This window comes from Vibrio sp. 1402, from assembly GCF_033340275.1.
In genome coordinates this window covers 1-504 of record NZ_JAWOWE010000776.1, presented here as the reverse complement: position 1 = coordinate 504, position 504 = coordinate 1, and the positions used below count along the sequence as shown (strand labels likewise).

Genomic DNA, 504 nt, shown 5'->3' with positions numbered 1-504 from the left:
ACGGTCGATACCCAGATCTTTGTTGTCTTTACAAGAGAGCTGACATGTTTTGCAGCCAGTACATTTGCTTGAATCAATGTAAAAGCCATACTGCTTCGCTGTGCTCATTATTTAGCCCCCATTTTATTAATTAGCGTCACTTCAACGAGGTTGGTATGGCTCGGGTTCGATTTTGCCAACGGGCTTGGACGTTGTGTTGTCAGCACGTTGATTGAGCCCGCTTGGTCAACACCTTTTGCGTTTGGTGCGTACCATGCACCCTCACCTAAGCCAACCACATGCGGCATGATGCGTGGGGTCACTTTTACGCGAACGTTCATTTCGCCGAATTTGCTACGAACGCTCACCAAATCACCGTTTTCAATGTTGCGTGACGCTGCATCAATCGGGTTGATCCAAAGCTCTTGTGGCGCTGCTGCTTTTAGGATGTCCACGTTACCGTACGTAGAGTGCGCGCGTGATTTGTAGTGGAAGCCCGTTAGCTGAAGTGGGAACTCTTTACGA

Annotated in this window: 2 protein-coding genes; both read right to left on the bottom strand. The window is 48.8% G+C overall.

Annotation, left to right across the window (positions count from 1 at the left end):
- Positions 1-108 (bottom strand): 4Fe-4S binding protein (locus tag R7044_RS28435; protein WP_225456443.1); only part of this gene is annotated, 108 nt, incomplete at its 3' end.
- On the bottom strand, positions 108-504 hold a 397-nt coding region (locus tag R7044_RS28430; protein WP_318141761.1), incomplete at its 5' end, for a molybdopterin dinucleotide binding domain-containing protein. The genes R7044_RS28435 and R7044_RS28430, both read right to left, overlap by 1 nt.